The 16,275-nt window shown below is 59.8% G+C and carries 16 protein-coding genes; 2 read left to right on the plus strand and 14 right to left on the minus strand.

The window, feature by feature from the left end; translation table 11 throughout:
- Positions 1-16 precede the first annotated feature (16 nt).
- The 11 genes from AC1RL4_RS21615 to AC1RL4_RS21665 form a co-directional block, all read right to left on the minus strand.
- On the minus strand, positions 17-1,003 hold the full coding sequence (locus tag AC1RL4_RS21615) for a DNA polymerase III subunit delta' (protein WP_489078958.1): 987 nt from the start codon (positions 1,001-1,003) through the stop codon (positions 17-19).
- Positions 996-1,628 (minus strand): dTMP kinase, encoded by a 633-nt coding sequence (tmk, locus tag AC1RL4_RS21620; protein ID WP_007942008.1) that lies wholly within the window; start codon positions 1,626-1,628, stop codon positions 996-998. The genes AC1RL4_RS21615 and tmk overlap by 8 nt, the downstream gene beginning before the upstream one ends.
- Positions 1,629-1,647: 19 nt before the next feature.
- Positions 1,648-2,838: an endolytic transglycosylase MltG gene (mltG, locus tag AC1RL4_RS21625; protein ID WP_493120119.1), complete on the minus strand. Its 1,191-nt coding sequence runs from the start codon at positions 2,836-2,838 to the stop codon at positions 1,648-1,650.
- Positions 2,839-2,841: 3 nt separating this feature from the next.
- Positions 2,842-3,657 (minus strand): aminodeoxychorismate lyase, encoded by an 816-nt coding sequence (gene pabC / locus AC1RL4_RS21630; RefSeq protein ID WP_019582733.1) that lies wholly within the window; start codon positions 3,655-3,657, stop codon positions 2,842-2,844.
- Complete coding sequence (gene fabF / locus AC1RL4_RS21635) at positions 3,657-4,901, minus strand: beta-ketoacyl-ACP synthase II (protein ID WP_007942005.1); 1,245 nt, start codon at positions 4,899-4,901, stop codon at positions 3,657-3,659. Before fabF ends, pabC begins: the two co-directional genes overlap by 1 nt.
- A gap of 109 nt (positions 4,902-5,010) precedes the next feature.
- On the minus strand, positions 5,011-5,247 hold the full coding sequence (gene acpP, locus AC1RL4_RS21640) for an acyl carrier protein (protein ID WP_003175607.1): 237 nt from the start codon (positions 5,245-5,247) through the stop codon (positions 5,011-5,013).
- A 192-nt stretch (positions 5,248-5,439) separates the two neighbouring features.
- Positions 5,440-6,183 (minus strand): 3-oxoacyl-ACP reductase FabG, encoded by a 744-nt coding sequence (gene fabG / locus AC1RL4_RS21645; RefSeq protein ID WP_007942004.1) that lies wholly within the window; start codon positions 6,181-6,183, stop codon positions 5,440-5,442.
- Positions 6,184-6,199: 16 nt separating this feature from the next.
- Complete coding sequence (fabD, locus tag AC1RL4_RS21650; protein ID WP_026286430.1) at positions 6,200-7,138, minus strand: ACP S-malonyltransferase; 939 nt, start codon at positions 7,136-7,138, stop codon at positions 6,200-6,202.
- Between the two features lie 125 nt (positions 7,139-7,263).
- Positions 7,264-8,274, minus strand: coding sequence for a phosphate acyltransferase PlsX (plsX, locus tag AC1RL4_RS21655; protein WP_081625794.1), 1,011 nt, complete (start codon positions 8,272-8,274; stop codon positions 7,264-7,266).
- 3 nt (positions 8,275-8,277) lie between these two features.
- Positions 8,278-8,460, minus strand: a complete 183-nt coding sequence (gene rpmF / locus AC1RL4_RS21660; RefSeq protein WP_003179396.1) for a 50S ribosomal protein L32 — start codon at positions 8,458-8,460, stop codon at positions 8,278-8,280.
- Positions 8,461-8,473: 13 nt separating this feature from the next.
- The gene (locus tag AC1RL4_RS21665; protein ID WP_007942001.1) at positions 8,474-9,001 is read right to left on the minus strand and encodes a YceD family protein; all 528 of its coding nucleotides are present in this window, start codon (positions 8,999-9,001) and stop codon (positions 8,474-8,476) included.
- A gap of 105 nt (positions 9,002-9,106) precedes the next feature.
- Here AC1RL4_RS21665 and AC1RL4_RS21670 point away from each other — a divergent pair, with 105 nt between their 5' ends.
- Positions 9,107-9,685, plus strand: coding sequence for a Maf family protein (locus AC1RL4_RS21670; protein WP_019582731.1), 579 nt, complete (start codon positions 9,107-9,109; stop codon positions 9,683-9,685).
- A gap of 60 nt (positions 9,686-9,745) precedes the next feature.
- On the opposite strand, the gene sppA is transcribed toward AC1RL4_RS21670, so the two are convergent.
- The 3 genes from sppA to rluC are packed head-to-tail and all read right to left on the minus strand — an operon-like array spanning position 9,746 to position 12,368.
- Positions 9,746-10,735 (minus strand): signal peptide peptidase SppA, encoded by a 990-nt coding sequence (sppA, locus tag AC1RL4_RS21675; RefSeq protein ID WP_019582730.1) that lies wholly within the window; start codon positions 10,733-10,735, stop codon positions 9,746-9,748.
- Positions 10,736-10,759: 24 nt separating this feature from the next.
- A complete protein-coding gene (locus AC1RL4_RS21680) occupies positions 10,760-11,422 on the minus strand; it encodes an HAD-IA family hydrolase (RefSeq protein WP_018926225.1) in 663 nt (220 codons plus the stop codon).
- The gene (gene rluC, locus AC1RL4_RS21685) at positions 11,409-12,368 is read right to left on the minus strand and encodes a 23S rRNA pseudouridine(955/2504/2580) synthase RluC (RefSeq protein ID WP_007941997.1); all 960 of its coding nucleotides are present in this window, start codon (positions 12,366-12,368) and stop codon (positions 11,409-11,411) included. Before rluC ends, AC1RL4_RS21680 begins: the two co-directional genes overlap by 14 nt.
- Positions 12,369-13,068: 700 nt before the next feature.
- Here rluC and rne point away from each other — a divergent pair.
- On the plus strand, positions 13,069-16,272 hold the full coding sequence (gene rne, locus AC1RL4_RS21690; protein ID WP_096480894.1) for a ribonuclease E: 3,204 nt from the start codon (positions 13,069-13,071) through the stop codon (positions 16,270-16,272).
- Positions 16,273-16,275: the final 3 nt, after the last annotated feature.

A 16,275-nucleotide genomic window follows, 5' to 3' on the forward strand; every position in this document is an offset into this window, starting at 1 on the left:
GATGATCAGAGTCTAGTCACCTCTGGGCAGGCAAGGATACCCATTGCACCAACAGCGCCTCCAGCAACAGCGCCGGATTGAGGTTGGCCTTGCTCATCACTTTCTGCCGTTGGGCTAGAATCCAGTCCTGAATATTCAGGACTTTATCCTGAGCGGCTTTCTGCGCCAGGTATTGAATCACCTTGCGCATGTCCGCCAGCCCCAGCCCCGCTTCATCCTGAGTCAACTGATAACGCAGGATCAGGCTCGACCAGTCGCAGAACCAGTCGAACAGCAGCAACATGGGAATGGTTTTCCATTCCTCGGCCAGTTGTGTCGGCGATTGCTGCTGCTTGAGCAACTTCTTCACGCCCTCGACCACCAGCGCCCGCTGCTCGCGCACGCCTTGGGCCTGCAATTTGACCGCGGCCAATGGCGAACCGGCAGCAAGGGTCAGCAGTTCAATGCGCTCGTCTTCCGAGCAGTCCGGCAACGCCTTGGCCAGCCACGCCAGGCTCATGGCTTCGCTCGGCAATGGACAGGCCTGCTGTACGCAACGGCTCTTGATGGTCGGCAGCAGACGACTGGTCTGGTGGCTGACCAGCAGCAATACGGTGTCGCCGGACGGCTCTTCAAGGCTTTTGAGCAAGGCGTTGGCGGCGTTGATGTTCATCGACTCGACCGGCTCGATCAGCACCACTTTGCGACCGCCCATCTGCGAGGTCTGAACCACGAAGCTGACCAGGTCACGCACCTGATCGACCTTGATCGCCTTGTCTGCCTCTTCCGGTTCCAGGACGTAGTTGTCGGGATGACTACCGGCCTTGAGCACCAGGCAGGATTTGCACTCACCGCAGGCGCCTTGGGCGGTCGGACGCTGGCACAACAAACTGGCCATCAACCGCTCGGCCAGCGCACGCTTGCCGATCCCGGCCGGGCCATGCAGCAAATAGGCATGGGCGTGCTGGGCACGACCGGCCAATTGCTGCCAGAGACTGTCCTGCCACGGATAGGCTTCAGCCACGGGTCAACTCCAGCAGACGTGGCAGCAAGGCATCCAGAGACTGCTGGACCTGCGCCAGCGGTTGAGCGGCATCCACCAGGACATAACGCGCAGGATCCGCTTTGGCACGCTCGAGGAAGGCACTGCGCACGGCATCGAAGAACGTGCGGCCTTCAAGCTCGAAGCGGTCCAGGCGACCGCGGGCACTGGCGCGGGCCAGGCCCACTTCCACCGGCAGATCGAAGATCAGCGTCAAGTCCGGGCGCAGATCGCCCTGGACGAATGTTTCGAGGGTCGCGATACGCTCCAGCGACAAACCGCGACCACCGCCCTGGTAGGCATAGGTCGAATCGGTAAAACGATCACACAGAACCACCGCGCCACGGGCCAGCGCCGGGCGGATCACCTCGGCCAGGTGCTGGGCTCGCGCGGCGAACACCAACAGCAGCTCGGTGTCAGGGTTCATGACCTCATCGACCGGCGCCAACAACACGTCGCGGATTCGCTCGGCCAGGGGCGTGCCACCCGGCTCCCGGGTCAACACCACCTCGATCCCGGCGGCGCGCAGACGCTCGGCCAGGTATTCGCGATTGGTGCTCTTGCCGGCACCTTCCGGGCCTTCCAGGGTAATAAACAAGCCAGTCACAGGCAGTCCTTAATCAGAGTCATTGCGGGCTTTGCGGCGCCGGAGCATCCCGCTCGGGTGCTGGTGCAGGCTCTTGTGCAGAGCCTTGCGGCGCTAGTTGTGGCACGTCTTCGGCCGCCGTATCAGGCGAAGCCGCCGGGATCGGCGCCTGGGCATCCTCCGTCAGCGGCGTGGTAGTCGGTGCCGGGCTGGAACGGTAATCGGCCCGGCGATTGAGCTGGAACTCCCGCACCGCATTGTTATGGGCATCCAGATCATCGGAGAACACGTGGCTGCCATCACCGCGCGCAACAAAATACAGGCTGTTGCCGTCCGCCGGATTCAACGCCGCATGGATCGCCTCGCGGCCGACCATCGCGATCGGAGTCGGCGGCAGGCCAGCGATCAGGTAAGTGTTATACGGCGTCGGCTCCTTGAGATGGGCGCGGGTCAACTTGCCGTTATAGCGATCGCCCAAGCCGTAGATCACCGTCGGATCGGTCTGCAGCAACATGCCCATCTCCATGCGCCGCACGAACACGCCGGCGATTTGCCTGCGCTCCTGCGGCACACCGGTTTCCTTTTCCACCAGCGAGGCCATGATCAGCGCCTGATAGGGTTCGGTGTAGGGCACGTCGGCAGCACGCTGGCTCCATTCCATGGCGAGGACTTCGTCAAGGCGGTCGTAAGCTTTCTTGAGCAGATCGACGTCAGTCATGCCACGCACGAAACGGTACGTGTCGGGGAAGAAGCGCCCTTCCGGGAAAATCCCGCCGTGCCCGAGCTTGTCCATCACCTGGCTGTCGCTCAGACCGTTGAGGGTCTGTTCGAGTTTTTCATCCTTGGCCAGGGCTGCACGGACCTGATGGAAATTCCAGCCTTCGACCAGCGTCAGGCTGTACTGAACCATTTCCCCGCGCTTCCACAGGTCGATCAGCCCTTCGACTGTCATGCCGGGAACCATGCGGTATTCGCCGCTGTGCAGCGGTTGACCCGGCAGGTTGAAGCGCCAGTACACGCGCAGCCAGAAAGCGTCCTTGATGACGCCATCGGCTTCAAGTCGAATGAAAGTGCGGTTCGGCGTAGTGCCTTTGGGCACATCCAACAGCTGTTCCTGGGCGATGTTCAGCGGCTGTTCCAGCGCCGAATGGATTTTCCAGGCGCAAGCGCCCGCCAACAGCCCCGCCAGAACCAGTCCGGTTTCCAGCAGCAGCAATAATTTACGTCTCACGAATCAGGCATCCAGTAGCGCACGGGCAATGGTTTGGAGTTTACGGGTGAGCGGCCCTACCGGCCAGCTCAGTGCGGCATAGGCGCGCACCGGCCAAACGCCATAAACGCTGTTGCAGACAAAGACCTCATCAGCCCATTGCAGCTGTTCGAGGGTAATGTCGGTGATTTGTGTGGGGATCCCCAATGACTCGGCTTGAAACAATAATTCGGCACGCATCACGCCTGCCACGCCACAACGTTTGAGATCGGCGGTCACCAGCACGCCATCGCGCACCAGGAACAGATTACTGAACACACCTTCGATCACCCGCCCGACCTGATCCAGCATCAAGCCTTCGGCATGCTCGGTGTCCTGCCATTCGGAACGGGCGATAACCTGCTCCAGACGATTCAGGTGCTTGAGACCGGCAAGCAATGGCTGCTTGGAAAGCCGTGTTGTACAAGGGAACAGGCGCACGCCTTGCTTCGCATGCACAGCCGGATAGGCAGCGGGAGGATTGCCTTGCAGAATGCGCCGGGCCTGGGCCGAAGGATCGGGGGCGTAACCGCGCAGGCTGTCGCCGCGGGTGAGAATGAGTTTGAGCACGCCCTCGCCCAGCGCGGCGGCATAGGCCAGCAGCTCCGCGCGGATCAGCTCATGATCGGCGGCAATCGCCAGGCGCGAACAGCCTTCGGCCAGACGCGACAAATGTCGATCCAGCAACAACGGCTGCCCGCCCTTGACGGCGATGGTCTCGAACAGGCCATCGCCGTAAGCCAGGCCGCGATCTTTCAGCGACAAAGCGTCAGCCGGTTGACCGTCGACCCAGCTGTCCATCAGTCAGCGAACCGGCGGAACACCAGCGAGCCATTGGTACCGCCAAATCCGAAGGAGTTGGACAGCACCACGTCGATATCCATGCCGCGCGCGGTGTGGGGTACGAAGTCAAGGTCGCAGCCTTCGTCCGGCTCATCGAGGTTGATGGTCGGCGGGGCTACCTGACTGTTGATTGCCAGTACGCTGAAAATCGCCTCGACCGCCCCTGCCGCACCCAGCAGGTGACCAGTCATGGACTTGGTCGAACTGACGGCCAGTTTGTAGGCGTGATCGCCGAACACCGATTTGATCGCACAGGCTTCGGCGAGGTCGCCAGCCGAGGTCGAAGTGCCGTGGGCATTGATGTACTGCACCTGATCACCATTGATCTTCGCATCGCGCAAAGCATTGGTGATGCAACGCGCAGCACCCGCGCCATCGGCCGGTGGCGAGGTCATGTGGTAGGCATCGCCACTGGTGCCGAAACCGATCAGCTCGGCGTAAATGGTCGCACCACGGGCCTTGGCGTGCTCCAGCTCTTCGAGAACCAGTGCGCCGGCACCATCGGACAGCACGAAGCCATCACGACCCTTGTCCCATGGACGACTGGCACGGGTCGGCTCGTCATTGCGGGTCGACAGTGCGCGGGAGGCACCAAAGCCGCCCATGCCCAGACCACATGCGGCCATCTCGGCGCCGCCGGCGATCATTACGTCGGCTTCGTCGTACATGATGTTACGTGCAGCCATGCCGATGCAGTGCGTACCGGTGGTACACGCCGTGGCGATGGCGTAGTTAGGTCCCTGTGCACCCAAGTGAATGGACAGGAAACCGGAAATCATATTGATGATCGAGCCAGGCACGAAAAACGGAGAAATCCGCCGTGGGCCGGAATCATGCAGTGTGCGGCTGGTGTCTTCGATATTGGTCAGACCGCCAATACCCGAGCCCATGGCCACGCCGATACGCTCGCGATTGGCGTCGGTAACCTCAAGACCTGCGTTACGCACGGCTTGAAAACCTGCAGCCAGACCGTATTGAATGAACAGGTCGAGTTTGCGGGCTTCCTTGACCGACAAGTATTCCTCGACATTGAAGCCCTTTACCGAGCCGCCAAAACGGGTGGAATAGGCAGAAAGGTCGGTGTGTTCGATCAGACCAATGCCACTGCGGCCAGCCAGAATGCCCTGCCAACTGCTCGGCACATCCGTGCCCAGTGGCGACAACATACCCATACCGGTGACTACGACGCGTCTACGCGACACAGCACTCTCCTTTTTTCAAATGACGACTTCGCACAAGGCCTAAAGAAAAAACCGCACGCCATGATGGCAGTGCGGTTTTTCCATGACAGCGAGCGACGACTAAAAACTATTACGCCTGATGGCTGGTAACGTAGTCGATTGCTGCTTGTACAGTAGTGATCTTTTCAGCTTCTTCGTCAGGGATTTCGGTCTCGAATTCCTCTTCCAGAGCCATCACCAGCTCAACGGTGTCAAGGGAGTCGGCACCCAGGTCTTCAACGAAGGAAGCGGTGTTGACCACTTCTTCTTCTTTAACGCCCAGTTGCTCAGCAACGATTTTCTTGACGCGCTCTTCGATGGTGCTCATACCTTGTTTTCACTCCTAATGGACAAATTCAGGCAGCTGGCCAGTGGGTAAGTGTATAGAAAGACTTTTCAGTTTTTCAACTGAAAGCTTCACTCCTCAAACCCTGCGGCCCTCTGCCGATAAAATAGATTGCAGCTTTATAACGGATTTTAGACAGCTCGTATGACATTTTTTTGAAGCAATCCGTCACATTTAACTCATGTACATCCCGCCGTTCACCGGGATTGTAGCCCCAGTAACGTAAGCCGCACCGTCGGACGCAAGAAAAGCGACCACAGACGCGATCTCTTGAGCTTGCCCCAGACGACCCAGCGGAATTTGCGTCTGCAAGGCTTCACGCTGCGCCTCGGGCAGTTCGCGGGTCATATCGGTGTCGATGAACCCTGGGGCCACCGAGTTTACCGTAATCGAACGCGAACCGACTTCACGCGCCAGCGCACGGCTGAAACCTTCCAGACCGGCCTTGGCGGCTGCGTAGTTTACTTGGCCTGCGTTGCCCATGGCACCCACAACCGAGCCAATACTGATAATTCGTCCCCAACGGGCTTTGGTCATACCGCGCAAAACGCCCTTGGACAGGCGGAACAGACTGTTCAAGTTGGTATCGACAACGTCATGCCATTCGTCATCTTTCATGCGCATCATCAGGTTATCGCGGGTGATACCGGCATTATTGACCAGGATCGCCGGCGCACCGAACTGCTCCTGAATGCTCGCCAGCACGGCCGCTACGGACTCGTCGCTGGTGACATTGAGTTCCAGGCCAGTGCCCTGAATACCGTTTTCTTTCAGAGTGGCGGCGATACGCTCGGCACCCGATGCGGAGGTCGCAGTGCCAACAACGATGGCACCCTGACGACCCAGCTCCAGAGCGATAGCCTGGCCGATACCACGGCTGGCACCGGTGACCAGTGCAACTTTACCTTGCAGACTCATGCAAGCTTCTCCTTGATCAGACCAGCGCTGCACGGGCGGCAGCGAAAGCATCTGGGGTATTGAGGTTAGAGGTCGACACGCCTTCAGCGCAACGTTTGTTCAGACCGGCCAGAACCTTGCCCGGACCGCACTCGACCAGTTGGGTCGCGCCCTTGGCAGCCAGTGCCTGGACCGATTCGACCCAGCGCACAGGCTTGTAAAGCTGCTCAAGCAGATCGCGCTTGAGGGTTTCCAGATCGGCTGGTACGTCGGCACTGACGTTCTGCACTACTGGAATCTGCGGCGCCTGCCAGTCGATCGCTGCGATCGACTCAGCGAATCGCTCGGCGGCCGGACGCATCAACTCGCAGTGGGATGGCACACTGACCGGCAACGGCATGGCACGCTTGGCACCACGCGCCTTGCAGCCTTCGATGGCGCGTTCGACCGCAGCCTTGGCGCCGGCAATCACTACCTGGCCCGGCGAGTTGAAGTTGACCGCGCTGACCACTTCACCTTGCGCCGCTTCGGCGCAGGCTGCCAGCACGTCAGCATCGTCCAGACCGAGGATAGCGGCCATGCCGCCCTGCCCAGCCGGAACGGCTTCCTGCATCAATTGACCGCGACGCTCTACCAGCTTCACCGCAGCGCCCAGGCTCAGGCTGCCCGCAGCCACCAGAGCGCTGTATTCACCCAGGCTGTGACCGGCAACGTAAGCCGGACGCGCGCCGCCTTCAGCCAGCCACAGACGCCACAAGGCGATCGAGGCGGTCAGAATGGCCGGTTGGGTTTTATCGGTTTGATTGAGTAGTTCTTCCGGCCCTTGCTGGGTCAGTGCCCACAGGTCGTAACCCAGAGCATCGGAAGCTTCTTTGAATGTTTCAAGGACCACTGGGTGTTGCGCGCCCAACTCGGCCAGCATGCCGAGGGACTGCGAACCCTGTCCTGGAAAGACGAATGCGAGGGAAGCAGACATGTAACAAGCCCCTAATGATCTTGTCGTCGGAGAATTGACGTCCCGCCAGGGGAACGCAAGAAACTGACAGTTGGATGGCTCATTGAACTGAGCGGTCACATTTAAGCATTGTCTGACGAAAACGCCTAAGGCAACAAATCTTCCAGGCGCCCATGAAGACGTTCCGGCAAGTTTTCCTGGATCTCGATCAAGGCGCGCTGAATCGCACTCTGAAAGCCCTGAACCCCCGCCGAACCATGACTTTTCACGACAATTCCCTGCAAACCGAGGAAACTTGCGCCGTTATGGCGTGCCGGCGCCAGCTCGGCCTGCAAGCGCTTCATCAGCGGCAGCGCCAGTGCGCCTACCAGTTTCGACGCGAAATTTTTCTTGAACTGGGCCTCGATGCGCCCGGCGATCATGGTCGCCAGGCCTTCGCTGGACTTGAGCAGGATGTTACCGACAAAGCCGTCACACACCACCACATCCGCCTCGCCACGGTACAAACCGTCGCCCTCGACAAACCCGATGTAGTTCAGGCCACGCGCATTTTGCAGCAGGGTCGCCGCCAGCTTGACCTGCTGATTGCCCTTGATGTCTTCGGTGCCGATATTCAGCAACGCGACCCGTGGGCGAACAACGCCCAAGGCTTGCGCCGCCACAGACCCCATCACCGCAAACTGCAACAGATGCTCGGCACTGCAATCGACATTGGCGCCCAGATCGAGCAACTGGCAGAAACCTTTCTCGGTCGGAATGGCGGCGACCATGGCCGGCCGATCGATCCCCGGCAAAGTTTTGAGCACAAACCGCGACAACGCCATCAGCGCACCGGTATTGCCGGCACTGACGCACGCCTGGACCTTGCCATCACGCAACAACTCCAGCGCCACGCGCATCGACGAATCAGGCTTGCCGCGCAGGGCCTGGGCAGGCTTTTCGTCCATGGTGATGACTTCGGACGCCGGCACAATCGACAGGCGCGAGCGATCCACAGCCGATTGGCCAGCGATCAATTCTTCAAGTAGGGAGGGTTGACCGACAAGGGTCAGGTGCAGCGAGGGCGTAGCTGACAGACAAGCAAGGCTGGCCTGAACAATGCTGCGGGGACCGAAGTCCCCGCCCATTGCGTCAATCGCGATGACTTGAGCGGACAAGGATTACTCGTCAGCGCCCTTGTCGATCACTTTACGGCCACGGTATACGCCTTCTGGCGATACGTGGTGACGCAGGTGAACTTCACCGGTGGTTTTTTCTACAGACAGGGTGCTAGCCTCGAGAGCATCGTGCGAACGACGCATGTCACGGGCAGAGCGGGATTTTTTGTTCTGCTGAACAGCCATAATTGATTAACTCCTAAACGTTTGGGTCACGCTTTAACTGCGCCAATACACTGAACGGGTTGGACCGCGTTACCTCGTCCTCGCTCGGTTCGGGCTCATCTGCTCCCGCCGGCTGCTGGCATTCTTCCGGATGATGAGCAGGCACAATGGGCAAGGCGAGCAGAAGCTCCTCCTCGATCAGTGACTGCAGATCCAATGGATCTTCGCCCAGTTCCAGCACGTCATAACCTTTCGGCAACGACTGGGTATTCGCACCCTCCTTCACCACAGCATAACTGCATTCGCTATGGATCGGCAGGGTGACCAGCTCAAGACAACGCTGGCAAACCATTTTGACTTCGGTGTCGATAAAGCTGTGGATTACCACAGACTTACGTTCATCTCGTTCAAAAACGAATTTAGCCTGCACCGTACCGACATTGTCGGAAAGCGGGTCGCAGAGTCTCTCCAAATCGGCCAGCAGCATTTCACCTTGAAGGGTGGTGCCACGGTCAGCCAATTTGCGCGGGTCAACGTGAGGTGGAATCGGGTCATTCAACATAGGCGCAGCATTATAGGGATGCCCCCAGCCATGTCAAAGGAAATTCAGCCCTGTCCGCCACTTGAGCCTGCGCTAGAATTCGCCCCTTGCCCTTTGGAGATGCGCATGCTGCCTTTATTACTCGCTTCAAGCTCGGTTTATCGCCGGGAATTGTTGGCCCGCCTGCAGTTGCCGTTTACTTGCAGCTCGCCGGATATCGACGAAAGCCATCGCCCGGACGAGTCAGCCATCAAACTGGTAAAACGCCTCGCCGAAGAAAAAGCCCGCGCACTTGCCGCCAGTCATCCCGCCCACCTGATCATCGGCTCGGACCAGGTCGCGGTACTGGGCGAGCGGATTATCGGCAAGCCACACAGCTTCGAAAAGGCCCGCGAACAACTGCTCGCATCGAGCGGAGCCAGCGTGACATTCCTCACCGGCCTGGCACTGCTCAACAGCCAGACCGGCCACTGCCAGGTGGACTGCGTGCCGTTTACCGTGCACATGCGCGCACTCGACGCAGCACGCATCGAACGCTACCTGCACGCCGAACAGCCCTACGACTGCGCTGGCAGCTTCAAGGCTGAAGGATTGGGGGTGAGTCTGTTTCAAAGCACCGAAGGCCCTGACGCCACCAGCCTGATCGGCCTGCCACTGATTCGCCTGGTTGACATGTTGCTGGCTGAAGGCCTGCAAATACCCTGAACCGACTGCGCGCGCACAAAAAAACCGGCCACACAGGCCGGTTTCTTATGCAGCCAACGATCAGCGCAACGCCGGCCCCTGGAATCCCATCCACATCGCCAAATGCTCAGCCACGCTGGCACCGAGCTTTTTCGAGAAGCGATCAAACGGCGACTCCTGGATAGTGAAGTCCACCAGCTCTTTCTCGCCAATCACGTCACGCGCCACCGAACTGGCACTGCCCAGACCATCAATCAAGCCCAGCGGCAGCGCCTGCTCACCGGACCAGACCAGCCCGGAGAACAGCTCCGGATGATCTTTGTCCTTGAGACGATCGCCACGCCCCTTCTTGACGCTACTGATGAACTGCTGATGAGTGGTGTCGAGCACACCCTGCCAGAACTGAGTTTCTTCGGGCTTCTGCGGCTGGAACGGATCGAGGAATGATTTGTGCTCGCCAGAGGTGTAGGTACGACGCTCGACGCCCAACTTTTCCATGGTGCCGACGAAACCGTAACCGGCCGCGGTCACACCAATGGAACCCACCAGGCTCGCCTTGTCGGCATAGATCTGATCTGCCGCACTGGCAATGTAATAGGCACCGGAAGCCCCCAGATCCGAGATCACCGCGTAAACCTTGGTATCCGGATGCAGGCCGCGCAAACGACGGATCTCGTCATAGACATAACCCGACTGCACCGGACTGCCGCCCGGACTGTTGATCCGCAGGATCACACCCTTGACCTTGTTGTCCTCGAAGGCTTTACGCAGGCTGCTGACGATATTATCTGCACTCGCCGGCTCTTTGTCGGCGATCATGCCGGTTATATCGATCAGCGCCGTGTAACCGGAACCGCGAGTGGCGCTTTTTTCCATATCCATCAGCGGCGAGAACAAGAACAACGCAAACAACAGATATGCAAAGGTCAGCAGCTTGAAGAAAATCCCCCAGCGACGGGACCGGCGATGCTCCTGCACACTGGCCAGCAGGGTCGTTTCCAGCAGCTTCCAGCTTTTTTCGTCACCGCTCTCTGCGCTCGCCTTGGCGGGTGCTTTCCATTCGTCGGTCATGACATTTACCCCTGCAAAAAACCGTTATGCCCGCTGACTCAGCCAGGCGCGCAATTCTGAAAAACGATCAATGGACAGTCGAGGCTCGAACTGCTGCAACGCCTCAATCGATTGAGCGCCATAGCTGACCGCCACCGAATCCATGCCGGCGTTGCGCGCCATCTGCAGATCGAAGGACGAATCCCCGACCATCAGCGCCTGCTCCGGGCGAACCTCGCAATGGGCGAGAATCTGCTCAAGCATCAACGGATGCGGCTTGCTGGCCGTTTCATCGGCTGCGCGAGTGACATCAAAATAATCTTCCCAGCCGTGAGCTTTCAGCACCCGGTCCAGCCCGCGCCGAGCCTTGCCGGTGGCAACCGCCAGGTGATAGCCGTCGGCACGAAACGCTTCCATCGACTCAAGCACGCCCTCGAACAACGGCGAAGGAACAGCCTCCGCCGCGATGTAGTGCTCCGCATAATAGTCACGGAAAGCCATCAGTTCGCCATCGCCGATCTCGGGATACAAGGTCCGAATCGCTTCCGGCAACCCGAGACCGATAATGCCTTTGACCGCAAAATCATCGCGCAACGGAAAGCCGGAGCGCCTGGACGCCACGTGCATCGCCTCGACAATCCGACCAATGGAGTCTGCGAGCGTACCGTCCCAATCGAAAATCAGCAGTTTGTAATCAGATGGGCGCACTCAATCGCTCCACGGTTTTGGCCCACATCTCGTCGACCGGCGCCTGCAACTTCAGCTCGCCGCCATCAGGCAGCGGCACGGTCAGCATGTAGGCATGCAGGAATAGACGCTTGCCGCCCAGATCACGAATTTCCTTGCTGAAATCTTCATCGCCGTACTTGGTGTCGCCGGCGATGCAATGCCCGGCATGCAAAGTATGGACGCGAATCTGGTGAGTGCGACCGGTGATCGGCTTGGCTTCGACCATGGTGGCAAAGTCACCGAAGCGGCGCAGCACCTTGAACACGGTCAGGGCTTCCTTGCCTTCTTCGTCGACTTCGACCATGCGTTCGCCGGAGCGCAGATTGCTCTTTTGCAGCGGCGCACGGACTTGCTTGATCGAGGTCGCCCAGTTGCCGCGCACCAGCGCCATATAGCGCTTGTCGACGCCATCACCGCGCAATGCGGCGTGCAAGTGACGCAACATGCTGCGCTTTTTGGCGATCATCAGCAGGCCGGAGGTGTCCCGGTCGAGGCGGTGAACCAACTCGAGCTCTTTTGCATCGGGACGTAACTGACGAAAGGCTTCGATGACGCCGTAATTCAAACCGCTGCCACCGTGAACCGCGATGCCAGCGGGCTTGTTGATCACGATCAGCGCCTTGTCTTCGTAAACAATCGAGGCCTCGAGCCGCTGCAGCAGCCCCTGCGCCAGTGGCACGGGCTCGTCGCGTTCGGGCACGCGAACCGGCGGCACGCGCACGATGTCACCCGCCTGCAGCTTGTATTCGGGCTTGATCCGACCTTTGTTCACCCGCACTTCGCCTTTACGCAAAATGCGGTAAATCAAGGTCTTGGGCACGCCTTTGAGCCGAGCGAGAAGGAAGTTATCAATACGTTGGCCGGCATATTCCGGCGAGACCTCAAGCAGTTGTACGCCTGGGGTCGAAGGGGCAGTAGTCGTCATGGTGCGGATGATAACAATTTTTTATGGAATTGAAGCACTTAATCATTGCTGCTATAGTCGCGAACGCCGCCAAAAGTGGCCTGGACAGCGGACTAACGGTCAAAAACCGGCCCTGACCAACGCAATTCACGAGGACGAGAGGCCGTCCTACGGGGCTTTCGCTACGTAACGGCAGAGTTTGCAGTTGTAACAAGCGCAGGTGACATAAGGCCTGAATCATGCCGCAAAGCAGAGTTTTCACTCGCCTTCCGAGCAAATATTCACGGCCAGTTCACAAAGTGCAGTCAGCTGCAAACGACCCCGAGCGAACGCTTCGGAAACAACGCCTAAATTAGCCATGATGCGTGACCTCCCCTTTCGGAGCTCACGGTAAATGCCAACCCGCTGCGGATTCTGCGCGCGGCAGCACCCGAATTATCAGGGATACGTGTAGGGTGGAGATGCACAACCGCTGGACTGTGTAGCAATAGGCTTTATCAAGACGCTTCATCTCGTCCACAGCCGCCGGTTGATTCCTCCTCCTGACTGAGTGCTTAAGTAGCCACAGCAAGCAGGACGCGTACGTCGCGATACCGGCCCAATTGGTCGGACATCGCTGGACACGGGAATGGCCAACCACTCCCGACGCACCTGACACCGACCGTGAGAAGTCGTGTGTGCCGAACGCCGTTTCCGGCAGCCCGGAAACCGACGGTACTACATGAAAAGAATGCTGATTAACGCGACTCAACCTGAAGAGTTGCGTGTTGCACTGGTAGATGGCCAACGCCTCTACGACCTGGACATCGAATCCGGTGCACGCGAGCAGAAGAAGGCCAACATCTATAAAGGCCGGATTACTCGCATCGAACCAAGCCTTGAGGCTGCCTTTGTCGATTTCGGCTCTGAGCGCCACGGCTTCCTGCCCCTCAAAGAAATCTCCCGCGAATACTTCAAGAAAACCCCTGAAGGCCGCGTCAACATCAAGGACGTCCTGAGCGAAGGCCAGGAAGTCATCGTTCAAGTCGAAAAAGAAGAACGTGGCAACAAGGGCGCCGCCCTGACCACTTTCATCAGTCTGGCCGGTCGTTACCTGGTTCTGATGCCGAACAACCCACGTGCCGGCGGTATCTCCCGTCGCATCGAAGGTGAAGAGCGCAACGAACTGCGTGAAGCCCTCAACGGCCTGGTTGCACCGGCCGACATGGGTCTGATCGTTCGCACTGCCGGCCTTGGCCGCAGCAGCGAAGAAATGCAGTGGGACCTCGACTACCTGCTGCAACTCTGGACCGCCATCAAAGAAGCCTCGCTGGACCGCGCCGCGCCGTTCCTGATCTACCAGGAAAGCAACGTGATCATCCGCGCCATCCGCGATTACCTGCGCCAGGACATCGGCGAAGTGCTGATCGACAGCGTTGAAGCCCAGGACGAAGCCCTGACCTTCATTCGCCAGGTGATGCCGCAGTACGCCAGCAAGATCAAGTTGTACGAAGACAGCGTTCCGCTGTTCAACCGCTTCCAGATCGAAAGCCAGATCGAAACCGCCTTCCAGCGCGTCGTCGAACTGCCTTCCGGCGGCTCCATCGTCATCGATCCGACCGAAGCCCTGGTGTCCATCGACATCAACTCGGCGCGCGCCACCAAAGGCAGCGACATCGAAGAAACCGCTCTGCAGACCAACCTTGAAGCCGCCGAAGAAATCGCCCGTCAGTTGCGCTTGCGCGACATCGGCGGCCTGATCGTCATCGACTTCATCGACATGACCCCTGCCAAGAACCAGCGCGCCGTGGAAGAGAAAGTCCGCGAATGCCTGGAAGCCGACCGCGCCCGCGTGCAAGTCGGTCGCATCTCGCGCTTCGGCCTGCTGGAAATGTCCCGTCAGCGCCTGCGTCCATCGCTGGGCGAAAGCAGCGGCATCGTTTGCCCGCGTTGCAACGGCACCGGCATCATCCGCGACGTTGAATCGCTGTCGCTGGCGATCCTGCGCCTGATCGAAGAAGAAGCCCTGAAAGACCGCACCGCCGAAGTTCGCGCACAAGTGCCGATCCCGGTGGCGGCGTTCCTGCTCAACGAAAAACGCAACTCGATCACCAAGATCGAACTGCGCACCCGCGCCCGCATCGTCATTCTGCCGAACGATCACCTCGAAACGCCGCACTTCGAAGTTCAGCGTCTGCGCGATGACAGCCCGGAAGCCAGCATCAACCAGTCCAGCTACGAGATCGCTGCTGCCGCTGCGGAAGTCGAAGAAGTCCAGCCAGCCGCCGCGACCCGCACCCTGGTTCGCCAGGAAGCCGCGGTCAAGACTGCACCGGCCCGCGCCAACGCTCCGGTTCCGACCGAAGTCGTCGCCGCTCCAGTAGCTGCACCGGTTGCCGCGCCTGAGCCAAGCCTGTTCAAGGGCCTGGTGAAGTCGCTGATCAGCCTGTTCGCGACCAAGGAAGAGCCTGTTGCACCGGTTGTGGTTGAAAAACCAGCGACCACCGAGCGCCCTGCCCGCAACGAAGAGCGTCGCAACGGTCGTCAGCAGAGCCGCAACCGTAACGGTCGCCGCGATGAAGAGCGCAAGCCTCGTGAGGAACGTGCACCGCGTGAAGAGCGCGCACCACGTGAGCCACGCGAAGAGCGTCAACCACGCGAAGCCCGCGAAGAAACGCCAGCAGTCGCCCGCGAAGAACGCGCTCCACGTGCCCCTCGTGAAGAACGTGCACCGCGCGCACCGCGTGAAGATCGCAAGCCACGTGGCGATCGTGAAGAACGTCCGGTTCGTGAACTGCGTGAGCCTCTGGATGCCGCTCCGGCCGCCGCTGCCACCGCTGAAGAGCGTCCGGCCCGTCAGCCACGCGAAGAACGCGCTCCACGCCCACCGCGTGAAGAACGCCAGCCACGCACCGAGCAAGCTGCTGCCGCCGTAGCCGAAGAAGAGCTGCCAACCAACGAAGAACAACTGCAGGAAGACGGTCAGGAAGTCGCCGAAGGCGATCGTCCACGCCGCCGCTCCCGTGGCCAGCGTCGTCGCAGCAACCGTCGTGAGCGTCAGCGCGATGCCAACGGCAACGTGATCGAAGGTTCGGAAGAATCCGAATCCGCTGAAAACGCCGAAGCCCCAAGCGCTGCCGATCTGGCCGCCGGCCTGGCTGTTACCGCAGCCGTTGCCAGCACCGTGATCAGCGCACCTGCTGAAGCACAAGCCAACGAGCAAGCCGAACGCGCTACTGCTGCCACTCTGGAAACCGCTCCGGTTGAAGCGCCAGTGGTTGAAGCGAGCACGCCGGTGGAAGTCATCGCCGCTCCGGAAATCGAAGTGGCCCCGGTTCGTGAAGCACAGCCGGAAGTTGAAGCTGCCGCCGAACCAGTGGTTGCTGCAGAACCTGTCGTTGAAGCACCAGTGGCTGAACCGGCACGTGAAGTTCGCGAAGTTCGTGAAGAACAAACCACGTTCAACTGGGTTGCCGAGCCACCGGTTGCTGTCGAAGCTCCAGCGCCAGTCGCTGAGGCTCCGGTTGCTGAAGCCCCAGCGGCTGAAGCCACGGTCTCCGAGCCAGTGGTTGCGGCTGCCGAGCCTGCTCCGCTGCTTGAAGCACCGGTGGTTGCCGAAGCTGCACCCGTGGTCGAAGCTGCCCCTGTCAGCGCTCTGACTCCAAGTGGCCGTGCGCCGAACGACCCGCGTGAAGTACGTCGTCGCAAGCGTGAAGCCGAGCGTCTGCAGAAGGAAGCCGAACTGGCTGCCGCTGCTGCTCCGGCCGCTGCCGAGCCTGCACCGGTTGTTGCTGAAGTCGTCGAGGCAGCCCCTGCCCCGGCCGCTGAAGTGCCTGCCGAGCCGGTTGAATCCGTGATCGACGAAGCACCGCGCTCCGTTCAAGAAGCGGTAGAGCAACACGAACAAGCCCTGGAAAAAGAGCACGAGCCTAAACCCCTCGCCTGATTC

Source organism: Pseudomonas sp. GW822-FHT07A10, from assembly GCF_058798795.1.

What these genes read in the sequence shown, in the direction of transcription:
- pabC (WP_019582733.1), bottom strand. Translation starts at nt 3,657, where the DNA reads ATGGACAGCTGGGTCGACGGTCAACCGGCTGACGCTTTGTCGCTGAAA.
- acpP (WP_003175607.1), bottom strand. Translation starts at nt 5,247, where the DNA reads ATGAGCACCATCGAAGAGCGCGTCAAGAAAATCGTTGCTGAGCAACTG.
- fabG (WP_007942004.1), bottom strand. Translation starts at nt 6,183, where the DNA reads ATGAGTCTGCAAGGTAAAGTTGCACTGGTCACCGGTGCCAGCCGTGGT.
- fabD (WP_026286430.1), bottom strand. Translation starts at nt 7,138, where the DNA reads ATGTCTGCTTCCCTCGCATTCGTCTTTCCAGGACAGGGTTCGCAGTCC.
- rpmF (WP_003179396.1), bottom strand. Translation starts at nt 8,460, where the DNA reads ATGGCTGTTCAGCAGAACAAAAAATCCCGCTCTGCCCGTGACATGCGT.
- AC1RL4_RS21665 (WP_007942001.1), bottom strand. Translation starts at nt 9,001, where the DNA reads ATGTTGAATGACCCGATTCCACCTCACGTTGACCCGCGCAAATTGGCT.
- AC1RL4_RS21670 (WP_019582731.1), top strand. Translation starts at nt 9,107, where the DNA reads ATGCTGCCTTTATTACTCGCTTCAAGCTCGGTTTATCGCCGGGAATTG.
- sppA (WP_019582730.1), bottom strand. Translation starts at nt 10,735, where the DNA reads ATGACCGACGAATGGAAAGCACCCGCCAAGGCGAGCGCAGAGAGCGGT.
- rluC (WP_007941997.1), bottom strand. Translation starts at nt 12,368, where the DNA reads ATGACGACTACTGCCCCTTCGACCCCAGGCGTACAACTGCTTGAGGTC.
- rne (WP_096480894.1), top strand. Translation starts at nt 13,069, where the DNA reads ATGAAAAGAATGCTGATTAACGCGACTCAACCTGAAGAGTTGCGTGTT.